Source organism: Nocardiopsis lambiniae, from assembly GCF_031845465.1.
GTDB lineage: Bacteria > Actinomycetota > Actinomycetes > Streptosporangiales > Streptosporangiaceae > Nocardiopsis > Nocardiopsis lambiniae.
In genome coordinates this window covers 77737-101482 of sequence record NZ_JAVREP010000001.1, presented here as the reverse complement: position 1 = coordinate 101482, position 23746 = coordinate 77737, and the positions used below count along the sequence as shown (strand labels likewise).

The window sequence follows — 23746 nt, the reverse complement described above, 5'->3', positions numbered from 1 at the left end:
ATCCTTCGCACAACCCCCATTGACAGGTGTGACAGGCGACACAAAAATGGTCATACCTTTCAATTGGGAGCGCTCCCAGAGCGTTCTCGGTCCGCTCGGAAGGACGACCCCCCTTGAGTCCACGACGAACCACGGCGGTCCTGGGCACCGCCTCACTGTTGGTCCTCTCACCGATCGCCCCCGCCACAGCCGAACCCACCGCAGAACCCACCAACGAAGAAGCCGTCGAACAGATCGTCAACGGCGACTTCTCCGACGGGACCACCGGCTGGTGGGGCACCCCGCAGGTCGCGTTGACCGTCACCGAGGACGAGGTCCTGTGCGTCGACGTGCCCGGTGGCACGGCCGACCCGTGGGAGGTCATCGTCGGCCAGAACGACGTGCCGATCGTCGCCGGTGAGTCCTACGCCTTCTCGTTCACCGCCTCCGGCGCGCAGGGTCGACCGATCCGGGCACTGGTCCAGGAGCCGGTCGACCCTTGGCGCACCGAATTCGACGAACGCCCCGTCCTCACCGAGGAGATGACCGCGTACGAGTACGTGTTCACCGCCTCCTCGGACCACGACGCCGCCCAGGTCGCCTTCCAGATCGGCGGCTCCGCCACCCCCTGGACCCTGTGTCTGGACGACGTCTCCCTGCGCGGCGGGGCCGAACCCCCGGTGTACGAACCCGACACCGGCCCGCCCGTGCGCGTCAACCAGGTGGGCTACCTGCCCGAGGGCCCCAAGAACGCCACCGTCGTCACCGACGCCGAGGAGCCCCTGGCCTGGATCCTGACCGACGCCGACGGCACCACGGTCGGCGAGGGCGACACCGTCCCGTACGGACTCGACGCCACCTCCGGGCAGAACGTGCACACCGTGGACTTCGGTCACGTCACCGCACCCGGTGAGGGCTACACCCTGACCGTGGACGGGGAGACGAGCCACCCCTTCGGGATCGGCGCCGACCCCTACCGGGCGATGGCCACCGACGCGTTGGAGTTCTACTACACCCAGCGCAGCGGCATCGAGATCCTCGACGAGATCGCCCCCGGCTACGGGCGTGCGGCCGGTCACCTCGGCGTCGCCCCCAACCAGGGGGACACCGACGTGACCTGCCACCCGAGTTCCCCCTGCGACTACTCCCTGGACGTCTCCGGCGGCTGGTACGACGCCGGGGATCACGGAAAGTACGTGGTCAACGGCGGTATCTCCGTGCATCAGCTGATGAGCGTGTACGAGCGGGCGCACACCGCGCCCACCGGGGACCCCGACCGGGTCGGTGACTCCACGTTGGCCGTTCCCGAACGGGACAACGGGGTGCCCGACGTCCTGGACGAGGCCCGCTGGGAGTTGGAGTTCCTGCTGTCCATGCAGGTGCCCGCGGGCGAGGAACTCGCCGGGATGGCCCATCACAAGGTGCACGACGAACGGTGGACCGGGCTCCCGCTGATGCCCGCCGCCGACCCCCAGCCGCGCTACCTGCACCCGCCGTCGACCGCCGCCACCCTCAACCTGGCGGCGACCGCCGCGCAGTGCTCGCGGGTGTTCGCGCCCTACGACGCCGACTTCGCCGCGACCTGCCTCGCGGCGGCCGAGACGGCCTGGGACGCCGCGGTGGCCCACCCCGACCGGTACGCCGAGGTGGGCGGCGAGGGCGGCGGACCCTACAACGACGACGAGATCGCCGACGAGTTCTACTGGGCGGCCGCCGAGCTGTACCTGGCCACCGGATCCGCCGAGTACGAGGAGGCGGTGACGTCGTCGGAACTGCACACCGCCGACGTGTTCACGGCGAGCGGCTTCGACTGGAAGTGGACCGCGCCCCTGGGGCGGCTCCAGCTCGCCACGGTTCCGAACGACCTGCCCGACCGGGACGCCGTGCGCGCCTCGGTGGTCGAAGGGGCCGAGTCGTACGTGTCCGCCGTGGCGGAGCACCCCTACGGTCTGGCCTACGCCCCCGAGAACGGGGTCTTCGCCTGGGGTTCCAACAACCTCGTCCTCAACAACCTCGTGGTCGTGGCCACCGCCTACGACATCGGCGGCGAGACCCGGTTCCGGGACGCGGTCCTGGAGGGCATGGACTACCTGCTGGGGCGCAACGCCCTCAACAACTCCTATGTCACCGGTTACGGGACGGCGCACTCGCTCAACCAGCACAGCCGCTGGTACGCGAACCAGCTCGACCCGGGCCTGCCCAACCCGCCGGACGGCACCCTGTCGGGCGGCCCCAACTCCGACACCGGGACCTGGGACCCGGTCGCGCAGGCGAACCTGACCGGTTGCGCGCCCCAGTTCTGCTACATCGACCACATCGACTCGTGGGCGACCAACGAGCTGACCATCAACTGGAACTCGACCCTGGCCTGGGTGTCGGCGTTCGTCACCGACCAGGGTTCGGCGGCCCCGCCCGCGACGTCCACCTGCGAGGTGGACTACCGGGTGCACGGCACCTGGAGCGGTGGGTTCAACACCCAGGTGGTCGTGCGCAACACCGGTGACGCCCCCCTGGCCGACTGGACCCTGACCTGGTCCTTCCCCGGAGGCCAGACGGTGAAGAACCACTGGGGCTCCGACCTGACGCAGTCCGGTCGCGCGGTGACCGCGCGATCACTGGACTGGAACACCGGGATCGCCGACGGCGACGAGGCGACCTTCGGTTTCGTCGGGTCCCCCGGCGTCGGACCGAACGCCTCACCCGAGCGTTTCACGCTCAACGGGGACGTCTGCGGCTGATCCCTCCCCGGCGGCGCGTGATCCCGGTACCGCGCGCCGCCGGTTCCCTCCGGGAGGGGAACGGGGCCCCACAGGAGAGCGTGGGGCCCCGTTCCCTTCCCGTTCGCCCGGGGACGCCCTTCGGTGCGCCCCCGGGCGAACGCGGCGTGTCGTGCCCACACGCTCCGCCGGGCGGATCCGGCCTACTCCAGGGGGACGCCCATGACACGGTCGTCCCCTTCGGCGGGGTCGCCCCGTCCGTCACGGTTGCTGGTGGACAGCCACAGCGCGTCGCCCTCCGACGCGACCGTCACCGTGCGCAACCTCCCGTACTCCCCCTCGAAGTGCGCCACCGGCTCGCCGACCCCGCCGTCTCCGGTGAGCGGCACCTCCCACAGGCGGGCACCGCGCAGGGAGGCCACCCACAGGGAGCCGCCCGCCACCGCCGCCCCGCTGGGCGAGGCCTCGTCGGTGGTCCAGGTGACCAGCGGGTCGACGTACTCGTCGCCGCCGCCCTCGCCCTCCACCTCGGGCCATCCGTAGTTGCCGCCCGGTTCGATCAGGTTGACCTCGTCCCACCGGTCCTGGCCGAACTCCGTCGCGTACAGGCGGCCGTCCTCGTCCCAGGCCAGGCCTTGGACGTTGCGGTGCCCGTAGCTGTAGGTGGGGTTGTCGAAGGGGTTGCCCTCGGCCGGTTCGCCTTCCGGGGTGATCCTCAGGATCTTGCCGCCCAGGGAGTCCCGGTCCTGGGACCGCGAGGGGTCGCCCGCGTCGCCGGTGCCGACGTACAGGAAGCCGTCCGGGCCGAACGCGATCCGGCCACCGTTGTGGGTGCCGGCCGCGGGGATGCCGTCGAGCACGGTCTCCTGTCCGACCAGCCCCTCCTCCGGGTCGTATTCCGATCGGGCGACGCGGTTGTCGGTTTCGGACGTGAAGTAGACGTACACGTACGGCTCGTTGGGGAAGGCCGGATCGACCGCCAGCCCCAGGAGGCCGCCCTCACCGCCCGGGGACACGTCCTCCACGGTGCCCACGGGGGCGACGGTGCCGTCCTCCGACACCCGGACCACCTCGCCGGAATCCCTCTCGGACACCAGGAGCGAACCGTCCGGCAGGGGTGCGACCCCCCAGGGGACGTCCAGGTCGGTGGCGTGGTCGCGGGGCTCTCCCGGGGCCGTGGACCCGGCGTCCGGTGTGTCGGCGGCGCGGGGGGCGTCCCCCGCGGGTTCCGCCCCGCCTCCGGAGGCGCACGCGGCCGTCAGGGTCGCCGTGACGGCGACGGCCGCGATCCTTCCCAGGGTCCCCGTGTGCGGTGTGGGTCTCATGACCGCCCCTTACCCACCGGAACGTGAACGACCCGCCCGCCCCGGAGCGCGGCCCGGGGCCGCATGTGTGAGATCGGGCCGTCCCGGTCAGTGGAAGGACACGCACACTCTCGAAGGGAACGTCGGAATGCACCGGAGAAAGAGCGATCCTCCGCGTCACCCCTGGTTCAGAGGCGCGCTTCGGGGCGTGGTCGGCGCGATGGCCATGACCGGTATGCGTCAGGCGACGGTGGGCCTGGGGCTCCTCGAACGCACACCACCCGAGGCGATCCTGCGCGAGGGCGCTCCGCCGCTCCTCGAAGCCGTCCCCGAGCACAGGAGGACGGCGGCCATCGAGCTGGCCCATTGGTCCTACGGGGCGGTGGCGGGTACGGCGTTCGCCCTCGTACCCCGACGTCTGCGCAGGTCGCGGCTGGCCGGTCCCGTCTACGGGGTCCTGTCCTGGGGGCTCTTCGAGACCGTCCTCGCGCCCGCGCTCGGTCTGGCGCACGCACGGCGTTCCCGTCCCGGGGAACGGTGGGCGCTGCTGGCCGACCACGTGTTCTTCGGGTTCGTCGTGGGCGCCGGCCCCGAGGCGACCGTCGCCGGTCCTTCGGCACAAGAGGACGAGGGCGACGAGCGGCCCTAGAAGGTCCCGACGGGGCCCGGGGGATCCCCCCGGGCCCCGTGTCGTTCCCGCTACTCCTGCTGGGCCTGCTGAAGCCGGGCGTAGGCCAGTTGCAGCCAGTCGGAGATGGCCACGGCGCTGAACACCGCTCCAGCGCCGCGGGTGAGGCGGGGAGCCAGGGCCAATCCGAAGGCGTAGCCGGTGGCGATCCACTGGGCGGTGCAGAACGGACAGGTGATCAGCTCACCGACGACCTTGCGCGCGCCCTCGCCCCGCACCTCCTCGGACAGCTCCGCGGGTGCCGACACCCCCTGATAGCGGGTGAAGAGGACCCGGAGAGGGCTGGTGACCGGGTCCTTGGTCAGCAGGCGGGACACCTTGTGCGTGGTCATCCCCATCAGGGCCAGGTCCCAGGGCCCCACCGGCGTGTCGCCCCGAAGCCCCCGCGGTTTCACCGCGAGCAGGCCCGCACCCGCCATGGCCGCGTACCGCGTATCCGGCCAGGGGCCGGTCATCGCCGTTCGCGTAGGCCTGCGCCTCGCGGCGCAGGGTCTCCTTGACGTGCTTCCCGGTGCCGGGGACGTCATCGTTCATCACCGTCGTCCCCTCGTCTTCCGTCCTCGTCGTCCTCGGGTCCTCTGCGGTCGACCCACGCGTGCAGGGCCTCGGCGTCCTGCGCGTACTCCAGGTTCATGGCAGCCTCGATCAGGGCCAGATGGGTGAAGCTCTGGGGGAAGTTCCCGAGCATGGTGCCGTCGGCCGTCATCTGCTCGGATTGGAGTCCGAGTGGTCCGGCGCGTCCGCACAACTCCTCGAACCTCCGCCGCGCCTCCCCCCTCCGTCCCGCCAGCGTCAGGGCGGAGACCATGTCGTAGGAGCACAGGAGGAAGGCCCCCTCCGGGGAGCCGAGTCCGTCGTCGGTCGCGTCGGTGTCGTAACGGTGGACCAGGAATCCGGCCTCTCCCAGTTCGGCGTCCACCCGATCCAGGGTCCCCTTGACCCGGGGGTCGTCCCCGTCGAGGAAGCCGAGCAGGGGAATGCGCAGCAGGGAACCGTCGACGCGGGAGGAGCCGTAGTACCGGATGAAGTAACCGGCCTCGGAGTCGTATCCGCGTTCGAGCACCTCGGCCCGGATCGCGTCGCGCTCGGCGCGCCAACGGTCCAGGGGGACCTTCTCCTCCCTGCCGGTCAGGCGGACCAGACGGATGCCGCGGTCCAGGCAGACCCAGGCGTAGACCTTGGAATTGGTCCAGTGCCGACGGTCCGCCCGGACCTCCCACACGCCCTCGTCCGGTTCCCGCCAGAGATCGACCGCCACCCCGACCACGGTGAGCAGCTGATCCAGTTCCTCCTCGCTCAAATCGCCGGTGACCTCCTGGTAGTAGAGGGCGGCGTCGAGGATGTGACCGTAGACGTCCAGTTGATGCTGGCCGTAGGCGTTGTTGCCCACCCGTACCGGCCGGGATCCGGCGTACCCGGAGAGGTGGTCGAGCTCCTCCTCCTCGGGCGGCTCCTCGCGTCGGATCGTCTGGACCGGGGGGATCCACCCCTGGGGCTCGCCGCACATGCTCAGCAGGAAGTGCAGGTAGTGCCCCGCCTCCTCGGTGTGGCCGAGTCGCATGAAGGCCAGGACCACCAGGGCGGCGTCCCGGTGCCACACGTAGCGGTAGTCCCAGTTGCGCTCCCCGCCGGGCCATTCGGGCAGGGAGGTGGTGGGGGCGGCGATGAGACCACCGGTCTCCTCGTGGAGGAGGCCGCGCAGGACGAGCGCGCTCCTGTGCACGTGCTCGGCTCCCACACCCTGGTAGTCACAGCGCGCCGACCACGCACGCCAGGCGGTGACGGTCTCCTCCAACAGGTCCCGCGCTTCCCGCGCGTCGATCGACCGTTCACCCTCCAGGTGGTCCAGGGCGAGGAAGGACGTCTCCCCTTCGGAGAGTGTCGTTCGCCATTCGACGTCGCCGTCGTCGTCGATCCACGGATCCGGTGTGCCGGAGAGCGACAGGCCCGAAGCCTCCCTCAGGTGTCCGTCCTGCCGCTTCCACGCGGGCCGGGCCCGGCCGAAGTCCGGTCGAGCGGCCACCCGCGAACGCACCGTGGCGGTCCCGGAACGGCATTCCACCATGCGCAGGAGGAGACCCTCCCGATACAGGCCCGTCCTCCCACCGTCGCGCCGGAGCGGCATCAGGTCGAGCACCGCCACCTCTCCGCCCGGCCCTCGCCAAAGGCTCTCCAGAACGAGGGTGCCGTCCAGGTAGGCGCGTCGCTCCGGTCGGGCCCCGTCGACCTCCAGGGACCACGACCCTCCGCGCTCCGGGTCGAGGAGGCCCGCGAAGGGGGCGGAACCGTCGAAGGCCGGCGCGCACATCCACACGATCGCCCCATCGGGACCGGTGAGGGCCGCGGTATGGCAGTCGGAAAGGAAACCGTGCTCGCCGATACCGGCTCTCGTTCGCTCCATGTCCGCCCTCCGGAACGGTCGTCCTGATCCCCCCATCCGACTGCCCGGGAGTCCTCGGATGAAACAGCAGGTGGAAGGCCCGGAAGCGGAGTACATGGACACGGCCATCGCGGGTAGTGGGGCAGCGCGAACGACCGTTTCGGGGGACACGGGAGGAACCATGGGGCACGGACGGAGGACCGGGCGGGTCGTGGTGGTCAGTGGGGCCGGAGCGGGCGTGGGCCGGGCCACCGCGCGGGAGTTCGCCCGTCACGGTCACGCCGTGGCCCTCCTGTCACGGGGGGAGGCGGGGCTGGCCGCCGCGGCGGCCGAGGCCCGGGCGTACGGCGTACCGGTCCACACCGTGAAGGTGGACGTGAGCGACGCCGAGGCGCTGAGCGCCGCGACGGAGGAGATCGAGAGGGCGCTCGGCCCGGTCGACGTATGGGTCAACTCGGCGTTCGCCTCGGTGGTCTCCCCGTTCACGGAGATCGAACCGCATGAGTACGAGCGGGTCACGGATGTCTGTTATCACGGCTACGTGCACGGGACACGGATCGCCCTGGAACGGATGCTCCCCCGGGACCGGGGGGTGATCGTGCAGGTGGGATCGGCTCTGGCCTACCGGGGCATCCCGTTGCAGGCGGCGTACTGCGGGGCCAAGCACGCGGTCCGGGGCTTCACGGACTCGGTCCGCGCCGAACTGGTCCACGAGGGTTCCCGGGTGCGCGTCACGGAGGTGCACCTGCCGGCGATCAACACCCCGCAGTTCTCCTGGGTGCGCACCCGGGTGAACGGGCGCACCCGCCCGGTACCACCGGTGTACCAGCCGGAGGTGGCGGCCCGGGCGATCGTGTGGGCCGCCGAACACCCGACCAGGCGCAGGTACCAGGTGGCCCCCTCGACCGTGGTCACCGTTCTGGGACAGCGTCTGGCGCCGCGCCTGCTCGACCTCTACCTGGGCCACACGGGCTACGACGACCAGGTGCGCGACGAGGAGCCGCCCACCGAGGACAACCTGTTCTCCCCCGTGGACGGGACAAGGGACTTCGGCGCGCACGGGGAGTTCGACGAGGAGGCCAAGGAGCGCAGCCTCTTCGACGAGGTGAACCGGCGCCGGGGCGCCCTGACCGTGGCCGGCCTGGCGGGGGCCGCCGCCGGGGCCGGATGCTACGCGCTCACCCGGGGGCGCACCTGAACCGCGGACGCCGGGGCGAAGGGGAAAGGGAACGAGGAGGGGACATGGCCGAGCATGACGATCGTGTCGACGCGCTCTGGGACGCCTTCCACAGCGCGGTGAACATGAGCGGTGAGGAGTTGAGGGAATGGCTGCTCACCGATGCCTCGGGAGAGGAGGCGTTCGAGCGGCCCGACCCCGATCTCGGGGTGTCCGTGCGGGGTGAGGAGGTGGTGTCCGTTCTCCGCAAGCGCCGTACGGACGTCACCGACGCCGACCTCGACCTCATGGAACAGGTCACGGGGTACGTGCGGGAACGGCTGGCCGAGCCGCGCCGCCAGGATGCCCGGTGGCGCCGTTCCCTGTTGTCGGTGGGTCACGACCCGTTGCGGCCGGACTCGGTCCGCCCCGACGAGGAGGACCTGGAGGACTGAGCCGTACCGCGCCTCGGAGGGCCGTTCGGGCCCTTCCGCGGCGCGGCCGGCCGACGGGCCGGCCGGTCGGCCCCCGTCGGTCAACGGCGGACCATGACCATCACCCCGCAGGACCAGCCCAACAGGGACAGGCGCTCCCAGCCCGAGCGCGATTCCAGGTCCGCGATGAGGGTCTCCACCGCCAGGCAGTGACCGTCAGGCACCATCCCCTCGGGTTGCCGTGCCAGGTCGTCCACCACGTAGAAGCCTCCTGGCTCCACCAGCGACAACGCCTCGTCCCGATGGGTGAACTTGCCCGGCCAGGTGTCGGCGAACACCAGGTCGTAGCCGGGGCCGTCGGCCCGCTCGGTGAGCCACGCGCCGCCGTCCGCCTGGTGTACCCGCACCCGTGGGTCCGTCCCGTGGTGGCGCCGGGCCACCCCCAGGCACTCGGGATCGTGGTCGACGGTGTCCAGGATGGCCTCCCGGTCCATGCCCGCGAGCAGCCACGCGGTCCCGGCGCCGGTCCCCGTGCCGAGTTCCAGGATCCGGCCGCCCGGTTTGGACGTGGCCAGGGCCCGCAGGAGTCGGCCCACCTCCTCCTCACAGGACATGGTGAAGCCGATGGCCTCGGTGTCGGCCTCGATCGCGTTCAGGGTCTCGGGCCGCTGCCGGGTGGCCTGCATGGGGATCCCCTCTCCGTTCCGGATGAGCCCAGGTTAGGGCGGTCGCCCTCCCGGGGCGAGGACTTTCCACAGCCTGTGGACAACCCCGGGGCGACACCCGCGCCGACGCTCACACCGTCGGGTCGACGCCCTCCTTCTTGAGGGGGATCCACTTCCGTTCGACACCGAGCGAGGGGCGCAGTCTCGCCTCCGGCAGATCGATCGTGCGCGAGGGGACGATCTTCGCCACCGGGATCTCCGCCCGACCACCCAGGGCCACCCCCCATTGATGGGCGTCCGGCCGGTGTCCGCGCCCGCGTGCGGCCTCCGTGAAACGCCGTTCGACCTGTTCGGCCACCTTCGAAGGCAGGTCGGGCGGGAGGTTCAACGGCTCTCCTGGGCGTACGGACTTGTGGCGGCTCAGGACCCGCCCGACCAGGAGGGCCAGCTTGTACCGGTCCGTGTCCAGATCGGGCCCGGTGTCGGGCTGCTCGGGATCGTCCCACTCCTCCGTTTCCGCTTGGGGCAGGACGGGCCTCTCCCCTGAGCCGCGCACCCCGTCGCAGTCGATCATGAACACCTCGTGTCCACCCTCGGGGACCCGTGCCCACAGCAGGTTGGCCATGGACACGTCACCGACGACGATCCTCCGCGAATGCAGGAGTTGGAAGAGGGAGACGAACCGGCGGGACAGCTCCCACCGACCGTCCGTCTCCGGCGGACGGATGTCGCCCCAGAGGGGTTTGGGTTCGTAGACGAGGTACTTGAGCTCCTGGAGGGTCGATGTACCCCCTTTGATCCGGCCGAGGAACCGTTGCGGGATCTCCTGCATGAGGAACCCGGTGAGGTGACCGCTGGAGACCACCCGGGCCAACGGCCAACAGGTCATGGCGTGCAGGCGCGCCCGCTCGCTGTCACCGAGCCGGTGCGGGAGCCGGACCAGCCGTTCCAGCGCCACGGGGTCGGCCCCCGGCAGGAGGTACTCCTTGTACACCGCCCCGGTGTGCGGACCACCGACGATCCGGCGCACTCGGCCCTGGCCACCGCTGCCGAGTTCCTCCCCGAGGACGAGATCGGTCTTCTCGACGTCCTTGCCGTTCAACGACATCGTGATCGACACGGGTCATATCCCCCAGACACAGACGGCGGTGCGGTCGTCGCTGTACGACTTGGCCTGGAAGTCCAACTGCCAGGCGAACTCCATACGTCCCGGAACCCGACCCGACCCCCACCACTCGGCGAGCCGGTCGGCGACGGCGTCGGCGGCCATCGGTCCCGCCAACCCGTCGGTGCACAGCACCAGCACGTCACCGGGAGCGAGGGTCCCATCGGTCATGTGAACGGTGCTCACCCGACCGGGCAGGGCGTCGGTCCTCGTGTCGACGATGATCGGGTCGCCGTCCGATGCGCCGGGCCGTGGTTCCCAGACGCCGTCGCGCAGGAGGAACACGGGGCTGTCCCCGATGCCCCATGTCATGTACCACGCGGGCCCGCTCCCCGAGATCCCGTGGATGAGGGAGACGGTGAGCGTCGTGGAGAGGTCCTCGGCGGGGAAGCCCTCTTTATCGGCGAAGTCGATCATGCCCCGCGCGACGATGCCGAGCATCCGTCGGCCCCACTCTCGAACGTCGGCCATCGACGCGTCGCGGACGATGATCTCGCCGATGTGCTCGGCCACGGCGGCACGGAAACACCGAGAGGCGTAGGCCGCCCCTCGGTGGGACCGGCTCCGAGAGCCGACACCATCGGCGACGCACAGGAGCACGAACCGCTCGCCCCGGTGCTCGACCTCGTACATCCCGAACGCGTCCTGGCGGGTCCTGCCCTCGTAGCGGTGTTTGTCCCCACGCAAGGAGGCGGCCCGCAGGCGCACGCGTTCGTAGTCGGCCTCATCGACGACGGTGTCGGGCACCGCCCACTCCTGCCCGGGCAACTCCCGAGCGCGGTAGGCGGTGGGAACGGGATGGGTCAGTACCGGCGACGGCTCGAATCCCCTGGATCCGTCGACCTTCCGGGCATGCCCGGCGGCCGGCGGGACGTCGAGGGTCCGCCCCGTCCCGGTCCGCTGTGGCGCGACATCGGTTCTTCCGCCTTCGTCGGCTCCTGGTTCCGGATCGGTCTCCGTAAGGGCCCTCGGTGCCCCTCCCACCCCGTCCTTTCGCACGATGACCGTCGGGTGTTCCCGCTCGACGGGGGAGTCGGCCGCGACGTCGCGGTATCGCCGCCTCATGATCACGGTGTCCGTGGTGTCGGGGTCGAACACCAGGGCCTCCGTGAAGTCGAAGGTCGGCTTGACGGCGTACGCCCGCTCCTCGGGCGGGGGGGTGTCGACGGCCTCGGCACCGTCTCCGCCGGGGACGCACCGTGTCACCTCGACCGGGTCGCCGGTGGGTTCGACCCCCTTCCCTTCGTCCGATACCGGTGTCGGGTCCGGATCCGGCAGGTCGTCTCGGGGCACACCCCTGGACTCACCGACAGGACGGTTCACCGGGATCTCCCGTCGTTTTCCGGGTCCGGCCTGAAGCGCCGTGTCCTGGGACACCCGTCGACCGTCCTTCTCGGCTCCGGGGCGTTCCATCGAGCCGCCGAAGGGCCGTCTCACCCTTTTCGCCGCCTTGCGCGGTCGGGATTCCTCTCCGCTCATGAGGATCAGATCTGGTCGGCGGGCAGCGAGGTGTACCCGGGCACGTGGTCGGGGATGTCCAGGGTCACGGCGCCGTCCGGAGAGGATGCGGCACGGGTGCCCGAGGTGACGATGGAGTTCGTCAACGACTTGGCGAACTCTTGAAGAGCCTGCCCTGGGTTGAGGGTCCCGTCGGACATGAACGCCTGGGCCGTGGCGACCTGCCGGATCACCCGGGGGTCGGCCTCTCCGAAACCGAACGCCAGGATGTTGGGGTGCGGGCCCCATCCCGGATCGATGAGTTTCTTGTAGGCGATGTCCCAGTCGCCGTCCCCGGGGAACCCGTCGGAGAGGAAGAAGACCGCGGGCCGGTACACCCGGTGGCCCTCGCCCTTGAGGCGGTCCACGTCCTGGGCGATCGTCTCCCGCAGCAGGGTGAACGCCTCCCCGTAAGAGGTCCCGCCGGTGGCCTGCAAGGCGGGAAGGCTCTCCACCTCGCTCAGGTCGGCCAGCGGCAGCAGGACCTGCGCCTCGTGGTTGAAGGCGATGATCGCGAAGTGGACCTTGTCCGACACCACGGGGTTGGCGCCGATCTTGGCGTGCAGGTCGGGAAGGGCCTCGTTGATGGCCTGGATCGGTTCCCCGTCCATGGAGGTCGATTCATCGCACACCAGGTAGAAGGGAAGGATCTGCTGACTCATGTGGGTCTCCTCGGGTCCGGCTCGTGTGTGTGGTCAGTCGGTCGGCTCGGAGGCTGCGAACAGGTAGATCTCGATCCGCAGCCAGCCCACACTGCCCCCGAGGCTGTGGAAGGTGCGGGTGACCGCGTCGTCGAAGACGCCCGGGTGGACCCGTGGCAGGAGTCCGTTGATGTCGGAGGCGAACCGCTCCCCCTCGGCGGGGCCGCCGTTGGCCCCGAAGGTGAGGACCATGCCGGCCTCCCGGTCGGCGAGATCGTGTTCGAGGAGCGCTTCGCGGAGTTCCTCGACGATCTCCTCCTCACCCGCCGCCGCCCCCGCCGGGGACACTCCCTGGAGTTCGACCACGATGGGATCGAGGTCCAAGCCGTGGGGAACGGGCTCGACGACCTCCTCGGTGACGGGATCGGGCTCGGCCGGAGGACGGGAGTCCATGCCCAGGGTGATGATGAGGAAGGCCAGGAGAAGGTCGGCGAAGAGCCACCCGGCGATGGCCACGGTGGGGGTGGAGAGATGGCCGTCCCTCACCGCACCACCAGTTCCCGATCGTTCGGACCGGTGTCGGGATCGGGGCCGTCCTTTTCCTCAGGTTCCTCGACTCCCCCCGGTTCTCGAAGTCCGACCTCCATCACCTCGCGGAGCGCGTCGATGCCCTCCTTGAGGCGTTCGACCTGGAGGGGCAGTTCCCCGACGATCTCGGCCACCCGGCCGGCGAGGTCACCCGCGCTCTCGTTGCGGTGCGCGAAGATCGTGTTGACCTCGCGCCACTCGTCGAGGGAGGCGCGCAACCCCGTCTCCCCCTCGGTCAGGGCCCGTCCGATGGTGGCGGCGGAGTCGGAGACGGCGGTGGAGAGTCGTTCCTGCCCGTCCACGATCACCTCGTGGACCCGCCCGCTCAGGTCACCGACGAGACCGGACAGTTCCTCTCGGGTGCGTACACGCTCTTCGTCCGCCGTGCGGGTGAGCTCATCAGAGGCGTCGGCGACACGGTCGATCGCCTCCGACACCTCGCCGAGCCTGGTGTACAGGTCTCGAACCACGTCCAGCCCTTCGCGCACGGCCGCGGTGACACCGTCGCTGCCCTCACGGAGCACCAGGATCGTCTCTTGGGCGGCGTGCATCTCCTTCCTGGTCTCGGCCAGGGCGGCGCGCACATCTTCTTGGGCCCGTTCGGCGATCTGACCGACCTTGCGCAGCTTGTTCACACTGGTGCCGAGTTCGTCGGCGATCCTGGCGGGATGACCGAGCCGGACCGGGCCGAGGATGAACCGGGCCGCCGTCATGGCGGAGGTGAGGCGGCGGGCCAGATCGGTCCGTTCGGCCGTGTCCTGCGCTTCGAAGCGGCGCCGCCGCACACCTTGGACCAGGACCGTTCCGATGAGCATCAGGATTCCGGCCAGGGTGTAGTAGGCGACCTGGTCGAAGGCGAGCCACCCGGGCAACGCCCCGTTGAAACCGTTCTGCCAGCGTTCGAGAAAGGACAGACCCTGGAGGGCCGGATCCGCGTGAGAGCGCCCGTGGGCACCGGCCGCCATGGCCAGACCGGCCCAGGTGATGAGAACGGGAAGGAAGACCAGGCCGGCGGGGAGCACGTCGAGAATGCGATGCGTGACTCCCTTGGTCCCACTCGGACCGATCGACTCGGCCGCGGGAAAGGACGCACCCAGATCGATCTCGGACCAGATCTCCAATCTCGATCGGGATTCCAGATCGGCGGCCAGGGCGGATAGTTGAACGGCCCGGCCGGAGAGCCGTTCCTCAGCCGCGAGGGAACGCAATTCCTCGACCAGCGCGGATTCGTCTCCGAGCATGATTTCGGTCTTCACCGGTGTGTACGTACCACTTTCCATGACCGGCCCCGAACCCCGGGCATGACGCGTCCATCGGAGAAATTCCGACAAAGCACGGGAGGGGGAAGTGTTGAGGACGAGTGGTCCTGGTTCACCTGAAGTCTAACGGCGTGAGGGTCTCACGATCGAGAGACCTGCATTTTCCTCTCCACACCACTCCAAGAAAGCGAAATAAAAGCGCGAGTACTCACATAAACAAGGGCGAAAATATCCCAAAACACCAAATAATTACCGTCCCCTCGCCCACCTCATGACCGAAAGAGGACAGCAGGACAACCGATACCCCGGTCCACGTTTCCGGGCCGAAGCCCTCCGTGAACGTCTCGGGGCCTCACAGGCCCCAGAGGCAGATCGCGGTGCGGTCGTCCTCGTGGCCGTCGGCTCGGAAGTCCAACTGGGAGGCGAACTCCATCCGCCCCGGGACGTGGCCCGCGCCCCACTGGGCGGCCAACCGGTCGGCGGTCCCGGTGTCGCCCATCGGACCGGACAGGCCCGTGCCGCACATGAGGAGCGCCTCGCCGGGGGCGATGCGGTGTCCGTTGACGTGCACGCCGTCGGGGTCGGCGGGCAGGGTCGCGGGCAGCGGCTCCCACCCTCCCGCGCGCAGCAGCCGGGCGGCGGCGACGTCGGTTCCGAACAGCAGGCAATCCGTGGTCTCCCCCTCCGGGGAGAGCCGGACCAGGGCCGACGTCAGGGCACCGACGGGGGCCGTCTCCATCGCCTGTTCCACGAGCAGGGCGCACAGGCTCCGGAAGTGCTCCGGGTCCCGGAGCGGCGCGGCGATCTCCGGCATCCGGGCGGCCACGCCCCGCCACAGCAGCCGGCGGACCCGGTCGGCGTCCCGGACGGAGGGGAACCCGCAGGCCGTGGTGGCCAGGACGAACCGCTCTCCCCCGTGCTCCAGCGGGTACAGGCCGAAGGACTCCTGACGCGGCCTCCCCTCGACCCGGTTGCGGTCCCCGCGCAGGGACACCGCGCGCACCGCGAGTCCGGGGTGATCGGCCTCGTCGATGATCGTGTCCGGGACCGGGCGGGAGGGCAGGCCCTGTGCCCGGACCGGCAATCCGGTGTCGCGGGCCGCCGCCGCGCCCTCGACACCCAGCAGGTCGCCGCCGATCTCGCCGACCGTGGGCAGTCCCAGTCGGTCCCGGAGCAGGACGGTCGTCTCCGTCGCGTCGGGGGACCGCTCCCCCGTGGCGCCCAACAGGGTGCGGCTGGCACCGGAGACGGTGACGCCCCCGTCGTCCAGGATGTCGGTGACCCCCTGTTCTCCAGGTTCCCGCCCATCGGGTGAGGCGAGCAGGTCTCCCACGTGCTTTCCGGCTTCGTCCATCGGCCCTCTTCCCTCGGTCGCGCCCACCGTTGGGACTCCGCCCGTTGGTTCCGGGTTCCCCGACGGCGCGTCCGGTTCAGGACGGCGGGGTCCGCCCACCCGACACGGCAGGGGTGGGGCCCGCCGCCGGCGCGGAGGCGGGAGGGCGGGCGGAGACCGCCACAGCCCCGCCCGCCCGGATCGAGTATTCCGGTGGTGTCGTGCCGGTGAACACCCCATGACCCCACCGGACGGCCCGAATTCTCAGGCCTCCTTCTGCCGGTCCACCCAGGCGGTGAGCGGCTGCCCCTGGATCGCTGCCGCCATCAGCTCCGGGAAGACGTCCGGCGTGCAGGCGAACGCGGGGACGCCCATCTCCGCCAGGGCGGCGGCGTTCTCCCGGTCGTAGAACGGCGCGCCCTCGTCGGAGAGCGCGAGCAGCACCACCACCTGGACCCCGGCCGCCTGCATGGAGGCGATCCGGCGCAACATCTCCGCTCGGACACCGCCCTCGTACAGGTCGCTGATCAGCACGAAGATCGAATCGTTCGGCCGGCCGATCAGCCCCTGGCAGTACGCGATCGCCTTGTTGATGTGGGTGCCGCCGCCCAGCTGGGTGCCGAACAGCACCTCCACCGGGTCGGTGAGCTGCTCGGTCAGGTCCACCACCGAGGTGTCGAACACGACCAGCGAGGTGCGCAGCGTCTTCATGGAGGCCAGCACGGCCCCGAACACGCTGGCGTACACCACCGACGACGCCATCGAACCGCTCTGGTCGATGGCCAGCACCACGTCCTTCTGCACTCCCTGGCTGCGCCGACCGTAACCCACCAGGTTCTGCGGGACGATCGTGCGGTACTCGGGCAGGTAGTGGGCCAGGTTGCGACGGATGGTCGCGTTCCAGTCGATGTCGGAGACGCGACGCGGCCGGTGGGTGCGCGCCGAACGGTCGATGGCGCCCTGCACCAGCGAGCGGGTCTTCTGCGCCACCCGGCGCTCCAGGTCCTCGACGACCTTGCGGACCAGGGCGCGGGCCGACTCACGGGCCTCGTCGGGCATGACCCGGTTGAGGGAGAGCAGGGTGCCGACCAGGTGGACGTCGGGTTCGACGGCCTCCATCATCTCGGGTTCCAGGAGGAGCTGGTGCAGGCCGAGCCGCTCCATGGCGTCCTTCTGCATGACCTGGACGACGGTGCTCGGGAAGTACTCCCGGATGTCGCCGAGCCAGCGGGCCACCCGGGGAGCGGACCCGCCCAGGCCGGCGCTGCGCTCGCCTCCGCCGGCGGAGGCGGCGTCGCCCCGGTTGTACAGGGCCTCCAGTGCGGCGTCCATGGCCTGGTCGGTGGCGCCCAGACCGGAGGCGCAGCGGGCCTCACGGCCCAGTACCAGCCGCCAGCGGCGCTCGCGCTCGTCCACGGCGTTCACACGCGTTTCCTTCCGTCGGTGAGGATGGCCAGGGCGGTGGCCAGGGCCGGTGCGGCGCGGTCGACGTCCACCGCGACCCGGGCGCGGACGATCGTGGGCCGGTCGCCGTCCAGGCGGGTGGCGGCTCCGCCGATCTCACGGCGCTCGGATCCGTCGAACGCCCCGAAGGTGCGGCGCAGCAGCGGCAGGACGGCGGTGAACCGCTCCTCGGGCAAGCCCAGCAGCCAGGCGTCGATGAGGCCGAGCAGCCGGTCGTCGTGGACCAGGATGAGCCCGCTGCCCTGGAGGAAGCCCTCCAGCCAGGCGGCGGCCTCGGCGGGTTCGACGCCCTGGGACATCGCCAGGCCCAGGCGGCGGCGCAGTTCCTCCGCGGTGAGGTGGCCGGCGTCGGAGAGCATCCGGTTGAGGCGGCCGGCGATCCGACCGGGCAGGGTCTCCCGGTCGGCGAGGGAGCGCAGGGTGGCCTCCCAGTCGGCGAGCGCCTCGCCGCCCAGCAGGGTGGCGGCGGAGTGCGTACGGTCGATACGGGTAACGAACTCGGCGGCGGCCTGGTCGTCGAGACCGTGCACGGCCGGGGGGAGCCCGACGCGGACACGGCTCAGGATCTCCTCGGCGACGGTGCGCAGGTGCGCGGCGTCGGTGCCGCGCACGTCGCCGTAGCGGGCCGACCGGGCCAGCGGGGGCAGCGCCCCCATGAGGTGGGTGACGTCGTTGTCGGTGGCCGCCCGGTCGGTGAGCAGGGCCAGCACGGTGGGCAGGGCGTCGGCCAGGTCGGCGAACAGGCAGCGCTCGGTGAGGGCGGTCAGTTCCGGCAGTGCGGCGTCGGCGGCGAGTTCGGTGACCCGGGCGGTGGCCGCCGTCGCGAGGGTGGTGCCCCACCGGGCCGACTCGATGAGCGCCACGTCCAGTTCGGGTTCCCAGCGCAGCCGCCACGATTCCCGGAACGTGCCCTTGCCCGCGCTCTCGGAGTCGCGGGGGTGCCCCCAGTCGACTCCGAGCAGCCGGAGCCGGTGCAGGAGGACGCTGCGTTCGCGCTGGCTCTCCTTGCGCAGGTCCAGGTCGAGGTCGCGGTCGAACGGTTCGGCCTTGAGCCGCAGCCGCTTCTGCGCCGCGATGACGTCGCGCTGGAGCGGGACCATGGGCGTGGTGGGCGGCACCGAGCCCATGCGTTCGCCGACGGCCATGGTCCGGTGGACCAGGGCGGCCCGGGTGGGCTCGCCCTCGCACAGGACCGCGGTGAGCGCCTCGGACACCTCGTCGAGGCCGGCGAGCGGGCGCCCGCGCAGCACGGCGAGGCTCTCGGCGAGCCGCACCCCCTCGATGACGTGGGAGGACGATACCGGCTGCCCCTCCTCGCGGAGCAGCCGGGCCGCCTCGGTGAGCCACCGGTGGACCGGCAGGTCAGGGGCGGTGTAGAGGTGGTGGTACCAACCGGGTGAGCTGACGCCCGCGCCGTATCCGCTGGCGGAGGCGAGCCGGCCGTGGGTCCAGGGCACCCACGTGGCGTTGACCTTGACCTTGGGCAAACCCTTGAGGAGGTCGGTGTCGACGCGGACCGGGTGGTCGGCGACATCGCGCAGGGCGGGCGCGTGCCAGGCGCCGCAGACGACGGCGACCCTCGCGTGCCCCTCCTTGAGGGTGGCGCGCAGCACCTGGCGCATGTACGCCTCGCGGCGGGCCCCCCGGCCCCGTTCGGGGCCGCTCTCGGCACGGACGGCGGCCATGGCGTCGGCGATCGCGGGGAACGGCGAGGGCTCCCCGTCGCCGCGCTGCTCGACGACGTCGTCCCACCAGCGTTCGGCGTCGTCGTAGCCGGCGGCCTCGGCGAGCACGCCGAGCGGGTCCAGGCGCATCCGGTCGCGGCCCACGGCCTCGGGGTCCTCGGTGGCCCCCTCCTCCCCGCCCTCACCGGGGTCCTCCGCCTTCTCCGGTGCGTCGTCCTCCTCGGCGATGCGCTCGGCGAGGGTGTGCGCGGCGGGCAGGTCGCAGAACCGCACCGGAACGTCGTTGGCGACGGCGTAGCGCAGCGCCTCCCACTCGGGTGAGAACACCGCGAAGGGCCAGAACGCCCACCCACCGCCGTCCGCCCTGCCCGGCCGTCGGTCCGCGGTGGCCTTCTTCTCCGTGGCACCACCCACCTTCTCCGCACCGGGCGGATCGGCGAGGTGCACCAGCAGCGCCACCGGGGGCTCCAACTCCCCCACCAGCGGGATCAGCGCGTCGGCCTCGGGCGGTCCCTCGATGAGGACCGCGTCGGGCTTGATCTCGGCCAGGGCCGCCCGGACCGCGCGGGCCGACCCCGGCCCGTGGTGCCGCACGCCCAGGACGTGCAGACCGCTCGTGTCCAGTCGGGCCATCAGGCGCCCACCTCGCGGCAGGCGCGGTAGAACTCGCCCCAACCCTCGCGGCCACGGACCACCGTCTCCAGGTACTCGCGCCAGACCACGCCGTCGGACACCCGGTCCTGGACGACGGCGCCCTGGATGCCGGCGGCGACGTCGGCCGGGCGCAGCACGCCGTCGCCGAAGTGCGCGGCCAGCGCGATCCCGTTGGTGAGCACCGAGATCGCCTCGGCGGTGCTCAGGGTTCCACTGGGCGACTTGACCTTGGTGCCGTTGTCCTCGGTCATCCCGGAGCGCAGTTCCCGGAAGACGGTGACGACCCGACGGATCTCGGTGAGGCCGGCGGGCACCTCCGGCAGTTCCAACGACCGGCCCAGCTGCTCCACCCGCTGGGTGACGATGCGGACCTCGTCCTCGGCGCTGTCGGGCACCGGCAGCACCACGGTGTTGAACCGGCGGCGCAGCGCGCTGGACAGGTCGTTGACGCCCCGGTCCCGGTCGTTGGCGGTGGCGATGATGTTGAAGCCGCGCCGTGCCTGCACCTCGATGCCCAGCTCGGACACCGGAAGCGCCTTCTCCGACAGCACGGTGATGAGGCCGTCCTGGACGTCGGAGGGCATGCGGGTGAGCTCCTCGATGCGGCCGATGGCGCCGCGCGACATCGCCGTCATCACGGGGCTCGGTACCATCGCCGCCTCCGAGGGGCCCTCGGCGAGCAGGCGGGCGTAGTTCCAGCCGTACCGGACGGCCTCCTCGGAGGTGCCCGCGGTGCCCTGGACCAGCAGGGTGGAGTCACCGGAGATCGCGGCGGCCAGGTGTTCCGACAGCCAGGTCTTGGCGGTGCCGGGGACGCCGATGAGCAGCAGCGCGCGGTCGGTGGCCAGGGTGGCGACGGCGACCTCGACCACGCGGCGGGCACCGATGTACTTGGGGCTGATCTCGGTGCCGTCCTCCAGGGTGTCGCCCAGCAGGTACCGCGTCACCGCCCAGGGGGAGAGTTTCCAGCCCGGGGGGCGCTGCCGGTCGTCGGCCTTGGCCAGCGCCTCCAGTTCGGCGGCGTAGGTCTGCTCCGCGTGCGGGCGCAGGGCCGCGGCCGTGTCGGTGGCGAGGGTGGGGGCGGGGGTGGTCAACTAGAGCTCCCTGTGCATGTCGAGGCGGAAACGAAGGGTGTCCCGAAGGTTCCTGTAGGCGGAATCGCCGGCGTCGCCGACGGCGGACGCGGCGGGCGTCTCCTCGGGCAGGTCGTGGACGAGTTCGGGGGGCATGCGCTCGGCGGCGAGCAGGCAGACGGACCGGTAGCCGCCGCGGTCCCGCTCCCAGCCCTTGCCCTGAAGGCGCCGGACGATCCGGTGCGAGAGATCGGTGGCCCACGGTCCGGGGACCGCGTTGAGCAGCGACCACACGTCGCGGGTGCCGGTCTTGGGTCCGAAGGAGCGTTCGGCCAGGGCGCAGCGCTCCTCCGCGGACAGGACCCGCAGCAGTGGCTCCAGTTGGAGCGAGCGGCGATCCCGGGCGGTGCTGACCATGCGTTGGGCGACCCGGCCTTGGAGGAGTTCGAGGGCGGCCCGGGCCCAGACGGGGTCCTCGTGGACGCCGATGGCGTTGAGGAGGGCGTCGTGCGCCTCGGCGTCGTCGGAGACCCGGTCCAGGACCCCGGCGGGGTCGGTGTCGAGCAGGTCGGTCCACACGTCGAGCGGGGCGCGGGTGATGAGCGTCCACAGGTGCTCGGCGCGTTCGCGGCGGCTGATCTCCCCGGTGGGCCGGACCAGCGCCAGGTCGCGGAACAGTCCGGTCTCCTCGGGTTCGACGGGGGTGAGGACGATCGTGCGCCCGGGTCCGGTCCGGACGTGGGAGCGAACGTGGTCGCGCAGGCGGTCGGCGTGGGCGCTGTGCGGCAGCCGGGTGAGCAGGGACAGGGCCAGGCCGCGCACGTTGGCGCCCCGGTCGTCGAGGGCCCGGTCGAGCAGGTCGGCGTCGTCGGGGCCCAGTCCGATCTCCATGGCCTCCAGCAGGCGGCGGCGCAGTTCGGCCTTGCGCAGGTCGTCCCAGATCCCGGCGAGCAGCTCGCGGCCCCGGGCGGGGTCGGCGGCGCGCAGTGCGCAGAGCATGCGGCGACGTTCGCCCTCGGTGCCGTGCAGCCAGGTCTTCTCGTCGAACACGTCGCCGGGGCCGGACTCGGCGAGCAGGTAGGACCAGTCGTGTTCGAAGCGGGCGAGCCAGTGTCCGCGCGGTCCGCAGGCGGCGGCGATCGCGGGGCGCAGGCCGCTGTCGCGGGCGCCCCGGTCGAGGAGGTCGGGCAGGTGTTCGGCGGGCGCGCACCGACCGGCCACGGCCACCAGTTCCAGCCATTCGGTCAGGAGCTCGGGGCGGTCGGCCAGGATGACGCCCAGGCGCGCGGCGGCCCGCGGGCCGACCTCGGGAGGGCCGGACGCGGTGTCGGGTTCGATCGGCACGACCCGGGCGGGGGTGTACCCGGCCAGGCGGCGCACGGTGGCCAGGGCGGCCCGGTCGAGCAGGGCGGTCGCGCCCTCGCTGTCGGGGGTCTCGGGCAGGTCGGGGGTGGCGGGGACCGACCGGCGGGCGGTTCCCACGAGTGCGGTGGAGACCAGGTGGTCCCAGGAGTCGACGGCCGCCAGCGGGTCCTCGGGGGCGTCGTACCCGCCGTGGGCCGGGGGGTTGGTGGTCACAGGGGGATCGCCTTTCCGGTCCGGTCCCATACGGCGATGGGGGTCAGTCCTTCGCCCGGCGCCCATTCGGCGGCGACGGTGGAGGGATTCCCGCCGGTGACCGCGAGGAGACGTCGGGGGGAGTCGGTGGCCAGGGGCAGGGCGTCGCCGGAGGGGTCGGCCAGGTACCAGCGGTCGTCCCGGGCGGGGACGGCCTCGGCGAGGACCACCGGCCAGGTCTCCCTCCAGGGGTCCTCGGCGAGGACCCGGGCGAAGGAGTCGAGGGCGGCGGAGATCGTGGTGCCCTCGGGGACGGAGGCGGGACGGTCGGTGCCCGCGGTCGGGACGACGCGGTGTCCGTCGGGGTAGAAGGCCAGGTCCGCGTCGATCGCGGTGCCGACCCGGTAGGGGGTGGTGGGCGCCTGGTCGGCGCGGCCGAAGCTCAGGGCCAGGGCCGTGCGCCCGCTGTCGACGCCGCGCAGCCACACGCGCAGGCCCCGTACGTCGTTCTCGGGCATGTCGACCGAACGCCGTCCGAGCACCAGCCAGGTGTCGCGGACGCGTTCGCCCGTGGCCTGCACCTCTTCGGTCTTGAGGGCGATGCCGACCCGGGAGCGGACCGCGCCCCGGGTCCGCTCTCCGACGGCGTCGCCGGCCCGGTAGCCGTCGATGAGCAGGTGGATCAGGCTCATGTGCTCCAGCACCCGCTCGGGCCAGCTCTCCTGGCGGGCCACGGTCGGAAGCCGGGAGACCAGACCGGAGGCACCGCCGGCCTTGGCGTCGATCAGGCGCTTGGCCATCCGGTCCCAGTGGTCGTAGCCGAGTTTGGGGACCTCGGCCAGGCCCGCGTCGATCTGGTCGTACAGCCACATCCGCAGCTCGCCCAGGCCGGCGCCGACGGACTCCTCTCGGGCCCGGAGGGTGGCGGCGGCCTTGGCCGGGTCGACGGGGGCGGCCGGGGCGGTGCCCTCGGCACGCGCCTGCCGGGCGGTCCGTCCGTCGAGCCAGGCCCCGACCCAGGAGGGCTTCTCCTCCCGAACGTCGACCTCGCCCTGCGACCACAGGGCGAGCAGGCCCAGCACGTGCTTACAGGGGATCTTGCGGCTGGGACAGCTGCACTTGTAGGCGGTGCCGCCGACGCCGTCCAGGTGGACGGCGGCCAGGTAGGGCTTGGATCCGCTGCCCTGACACTCGCCCCACAGGGCGGAGGTGCCGCCCGCGGGCGCGGCGACCGTTCCCCGCTCCGGCCACGACGCCGCCTTGGCCACCTTGAGGGCGGCCTTGCGGGACGAGGCGTCCGGAGCGACGGCCCATACGTCGTCGGTACTCCATCGATCGCTCACAAGAGGAACACTACGGGTCGACACCGACAGAAAGAGAGCCTCCGGAAGGGTTCGCGACGACCCGCTCGGATTGTCCCCGGGACATGCCAGGCTGGCCCGGAACACCCGGTCATCGACTTCTCACGGCGTATGGAACAAAGGTCTTCTTTTCAATGAGAAGACTC

The 23746-nt window shown here is 71.5% G+C and carries 19 protein-coding genes; 4 read left to right on the top strand and 15 right to left on the bottom strand.

Annotated elements, in window-relative coordinates:
* Positions 1-173 precede the first annotated feature (173 nt).
* Positions 174-2717 carry a glycoside hydrolase family 9 protein gene (locus tag RM479_RS00410; RefSeq protein WP_311510396.1) on the top strand — a complete coding sequence of 848 codons (2544 nt, stop codon included), beginning with the start codon at positions 174-176 and terminating at the stop codon, positions 2715-2717.
* Positions 2718-2899: 182 nt separating this feature from the next.
* Here the strand turns inward: RM479_RS00410 and RM479_RS00405 are convergent, their stop codons facing one another.
* Positions 2900-4021: a PQQ-dependent sugar dehydrogenase gene (locus RM479_RS00405; protein ID WP_311509643.1), complete on the bottom strand. Its 1122-nt coding sequence runs from the start codon at positions 4019-4021 to the stop codon at positions 2900-2902.
* A gap of 199 nt (positions 4022-4220) precedes the next feature.
* On the opposite strand from RM479_RS00405, the gene RM479_RS00400 reads away from it, so the two are divergent.
* Complete coding sequence (locus tag RM479_RS00400) at positions 4221-4649, top strand: hypothetical protein (RefSeq protein WP_311509642.1); 429 nt, start codon at positions 4221-4223, stop codon at positions 4647-4649.
* A 50-nt stretch (positions 4650-4699) separates the two neighbouring features.
* Here RM479_RS00400 and RM479_RS00395 read toward each other — a convergent pair whose 3' ends face one another.
* Both RM479_RS00395 and RM479_RS00390 read right to left on the bottom strand, forming a co-directional pair.
* The gene (locus RM479_RS00395; RefSeq protein ID WP_311509640.1) at positions 4700-5143 is read right to left on the bottom strand and encodes a DUF1360 domain-containing protein; all 444 of its coding nucleotides are present in this window, start codon (positions 5141-5143) and stop codon (positions 4700-4702) included.
* Positions 5144-5211: 68 nt separating this feature from the next.
* Positions 5212-7089: a glycoside hydrolase family 15 protein gene (locus RM479_RS00390; protein WP_311509639.1), complete on the bottom strand. Its 1878-nt coding sequence runs from the start codon at positions 7087-7089 to the stop codon at positions 5212-5214.
* A 160-nt stretch (positions 7090-7249) separates the two neighbouring features.
* Here RM479_RS00390 and RM479_RS00385 point away from each other — a divergent pair, with 160 nt between their 5' ends.
* Positions 7250-8266: an SDR family oxidoreductase gene (locus RM479_RS00385; RefSeq protein ID WP_311509637.1), complete on the top strand. Its 1017-nt coding sequence runs from the start codon at positions 7250-7252 to the stop codon at positions 8264-8266.
* A gap of 44 nt (positions 8267-8310) precedes the next feature.
* On the top strand, positions 8311-8679 hold the full coding sequence (locus RM479_RS00380; RefSeq protein ID WP_311509636.1) for a DUF3140 domain-containing protein: 369 nt from the start codon (positions 8311-8313) through the stop codon (positions 8677-8679).
* A gap of 80 nt (positions 8680-8759) precedes the next feature.
* Here the strand turns inward: RM479_RS00380 and RM479_RS00375 are convergent, their stop codons facing one another.
* The 12 genes from RM479_RS00375 to RM479_RS00320 form a co-directional block, all read right to left on the bottom strand.
* Positions 8760-9344, bottom strand: a complete 585-nt coding sequence (locus tag RM479_RS00375) for an O-methyltransferase (RefSeq protein ID WP_311509634.1) — start codon at positions 9342-9344, stop codon at positions 8760-8762.
* A 109-nt stretch (positions 9345-9453) separates the two neighbouring features.
* On the bottom strand, positions 9454-10443 hold the full coding sequence (locus RM479_RS00370) for a hypothetical protein (RefSeq protein ID WP_311509633.1): 990 nt from the start codon (positions 10441-10443) through the stop codon (positions 9454-9456).
* A gap of 3 nt (positions 10444-10446) precedes the next feature.
* Positions 10447-11781 carry a protein phosphatase 2C domain-containing protein gene (locus RM479_RS00365; protein ID WP_311509632.1) on the bottom strand — a complete coding sequence of 445 codons (1335 nt, stop codon included), beginning with the start codon at positions 11779-11781 and terminating at the stop codon, positions 10447-10449.
* Positions 11782-11972: 191 nt separating this feature from the next.
* Positions 11973-12647, bottom strand: a complete 675-nt coding sequence (locus RM479_RS00360) for a vWA domain-containing protein (RefSeq protein ID WP_311509631.1) — start codon at positions 12645-12647, stop codon at positions 11973-11975.
* 33 nt (positions 12648-12680) lie between these two features.
* Positions 12681-13172: a hypothetical protein gene (locus RM479_RS00355; protein ID WP_311509630.1), complete on the bottom strand. Its 492-nt coding sequence runs from the start codon at positions 13170-13172 to the stop codon at positions 12681-12683.
* Complete coding sequence (locus RM479_RS00350) at positions 13169-14470, bottom strand: hypothetical protein (RefSeq protein ID WP_311509629.1); 1302 nt, start codon at positions 14468-14470, stop codon at positions 13169-13171. Before RM479_RS00350 ends, RM479_RS00355 begins: the two co-directional genes overlap by 4 nt.
* A gap of 355 nt (positions 14471-14825) precedes the next feature.
* A complete protein-coding gene (locus RM479_RS00345; protein WP_311509628.1) occupies positions 14826-15827 on the bottom strand; it encodes a hypothetical protein in 1002 nt (333 codons plus the stop codon).
* Positions 15828-16070: 243 nt separating this feature from the next.
* Positions 16071-17231 (bottom strand): VWA domain-containing protein, encoded by a 1161-nt coding sequence (locus tag RM479_RS00340; RefSeq protein WP_311509627.1) that lies wholly within the window; start codon positions 17229-17231, stop codon positions 16071-16073.
* Positions 17228-19588, bottom strand: coding sequence for a DUF5682 family protein (locus RM479_RS00335; protein ID WP_311509626.1), 2361 nt, complete (start codon positions 19586-19588; stop codon positions 17228-17230). The genes RM479_RS00340 and RM479_RS00335 overlap by 4 nt, the downstream gene beginning before the upstream one ends.
* Positions 19588-20703: an ATP-binding protein gene (locus RM479_RS00330; protein WP_311509625.1), complete on the bottom strand. Its 1116-nt coding sequence runs from the start codon at positions 20701-20703 to the stop codon at positions 19588-19590. The genes RM479_RS00335 and RM479_RS00330 overlap by 1 nt, the downstream gene beginning before the upstream one ends.
* The gene (locus tag RM479_RS00325) at positions 20704-22260 is read right to left on the bottom strand and encodes a DUF5691 domain-containing protein (RefSeq protein WP_311509624.1); all 1557 of its coding nucleotides are present in this window, start codon (positions 22258-22260) and stop codon (positions 20704-20706) included. It lies immediately after the preceding gene.
* Positions 22257-23507 (bottom strand): SWIM zinc finger family protein, encoded by a 1251-nt coding sequence (locus RM479_RS00320; protein ID WP_311510395.1) that lies wholly within the window; start codon positions 23505-23507, stop codon positions 22257-22259. The genes RM479_RS00325 and RM479_RS00320 overlap by 4 nt, the downstream gene beginning before the upstream one ends.
* Between the last annotated feature and the right edge of the window lie 239 nt (positions 23508-23746).

What these genes read in the sequence shown, in the direction of transcription:
- RM479_RS00405 (WP_311509643.1), bottom strand. Translation starts at nt 4,021, where the DNA reads ATGAGACCCACACCGCACACGGGGACCCTGGGAAGGATCGCGGCCGTC.
- RM479_RS00400 (WP_311509642.1), top strand. Translation starts at nt 4,221, where the DNA reads ATGGCCATGACCGGTATGCGTCAGGCGACGGTGGGCCTGGGGCTCCTC.
- RM479_RS00395 (WP_311509640.1), bottom strand. Translation starts at nt 5,143, where the DNA reads ATGACCGGCCCCTGGCCGGATACGCGGTACGCGGCCATGGCGGGTGCG.
- RM479_RS00390 (WP_311509639.1), bottom strand. Translation starts at nt 7,089, where the DNA reads ATGGAGCGAACGAGAGCCGGTATCGGCGAGCACGGTTTCCTTTCCGAC.
- RM479_RS00385 (WP_311509637.1), top strand. Translation starts at nt 7,250, where the DNA reads ATGGGGCACGGACGGAGGACCGGGCGGGTCGTGGTGGTCAGTGGGGCC.
- RM479_RS00380 (WP_311509636.1), top strand. Translation starts at nt 8,311, where the DNA reads ATGGCCGAGCATGACGATCGTGTCGACGCGCTCTGGGACGCCTTCCAC.
- RM479_RS00375 (WP_311509634.1), bottom strand. Translation starts at nt 9,344, where the DNA reads ATGCAGGCCACCCGGCAGCGGCCCGAGACCCTGAACGCGATCGAGGCC.
- RM479_RS00360 (WP_311509631.1), bottom strand. Translation starts at nt 12,647, where the DNA reads ATGAGTCAGCAGATCCTTCCCTTCTACCTGGTGTGCGATGAATCGACC.
- RM479_RS00345 (WP_311509628.1), bottom strand. Translation starts at nt 15,827, where the DNA reads ATGGACGAAGCCGGAAAGCACGTGGGAGACCTGCTCGCCTCACCCGAT.
- RM479_RS00335 (WP_311509626.1), bottom strand. Translation starts at nt 19,588, where the DNA reads ATGGCCCGACTGGACACGAGCGGTCTGCACGTCCTGGGCGTGCGGCAC.